1 protein-coding gene is annotated in these 1,401 nt (G+C 68.9%); it reads left to right on the top strand.

Annotated features, from left to right (window positions below):
- A partial coding sequence (gene pheT, locus BIS11_RS17550) for a phenylalanine--tRNA ligase subunit beta (RefSeq protein ID WP_253586725.1) occupies positions 1-1,401 on the top strand: 1,401 nt, incomplete at both ends.

Consider the following 1,401-nt stretch of genomic DNA (forward strand, 5'->3'; position numbering starts at 1 on the left):
GCGCACCGGGAAGCGGCGATCGCTCGCGCCGGTTGCCCCGGCGAGCGATCGCCGCTTCCCGGTGCGCATCGACGCCGCCGAGCAGTGCCCGCGCTACGTCTCTCGGGTCATCGACGAGGTCGATCTCACCCGGCCGACACCGTTGTGGATGGTCGAGCGTCTGCGGCGCAGCGGCGTGCGCGCCATCGACCCGGCGGTGGATGTCACCAACTACGTCATGCTGGAGCTCGGCCAGCCGCTGCACGCCTTCGATCTCGACAATCTCCAAGGGGGCATCGAGGTGCGCATGGCCGGGGAGGGCGAGCGCCTGACCCTGCTGGACGGCCAGGACGTGGCGCTACGCACCGACACGCTGGTGATCGCCGATGCCTCCGGGCCGCTCGCCATGGCGGGCATCATGGGCGGCGAAGCCTCCGGGGTGAGCGACACCACACGCAGCCTGTTTCTCGAGGTCGCCTATTTCACGCCGCTGGCCATCGCCGGCAAGGCGCGCTCCTACGGGCTGCACACCGATGCCTCGCACCGTTTCGAGCGCGGCGTCGACCCGGCATTGACGCTCGACGCCATCGAGCGGGCGACCCAGCTGCTGATGGAGATCTGCGGCGGCGTGCCGGGGCCGGTCTGCACCAGCGAAAGCGAGGCACATCTGCCCACGGAGCGTGTCATCACGCTGCGCAAGGCGCGCCTGGCCCAGGCGCTCTCCAAGACGCTGGCCGACGATGACGTCGCCGACATTCTCGATCGCCTCGGCATGACCGCCGAGCGCGTCGAGGAGGGCTTTCGCGTCACGGCGCCGAGCTGGCGCTTCGATATCGCCATCGAAGAGGATCTGATCGAGGAAATCGCTCGCATCCACGGCTACAACAACCTGCCGGTCCGGCGTCCGGCGGCGCGACTGGCGCTTCGCCCGGCGAACGAGGCTAGGCTGACCCAGGCCCGGCTGCGCAACCAGATGGTCGCGCGCGGCTACCAAGAAGCGGTGACCTACAGCTTCGTCGCGCCGGAGCTGCAAAAGGCGCTCCTGCCCGAGGCGGTATCGCCGGTACTGGCCAACCCCATTTCGGCGGATCTGTCGGTGATGCGGGCCAGTCTTTTCCCGGGGCTGGTACGCGCCCTCGAGCACAACCTCAATCGCCAGCAGACCCGGGTACGTCTGTTCGAGACCGGGCTGGTGTTCGAAGGCGAACTCGACGCCCTCGTCCAGACGCCAATGATGGGGGCGCTGGCCTGCGGCTCGCGCGAAGTGGAGGGCTGGAGCAGCGCCAAGGACGCGATCGACTTCTTCGATCTGAAGGGTGATCTCGAGAGCCTTCTCGCGCTCGGCGGCAACCCCGGCGCCTGGCGCTTCGAGCCCGCCGAACATCCGGCGCTGCATCCGGGTCAGAGCGCGCGGATTGTGCA

Source organism: Halomonas sp. 707D4, assembly GCF_024158685.1.
Classification (GTDB): Bacteria; Pseudomonadota; Gammaproteobacteria; order Pseudomonadales; family Halomonadaceae; genus Vreelandella.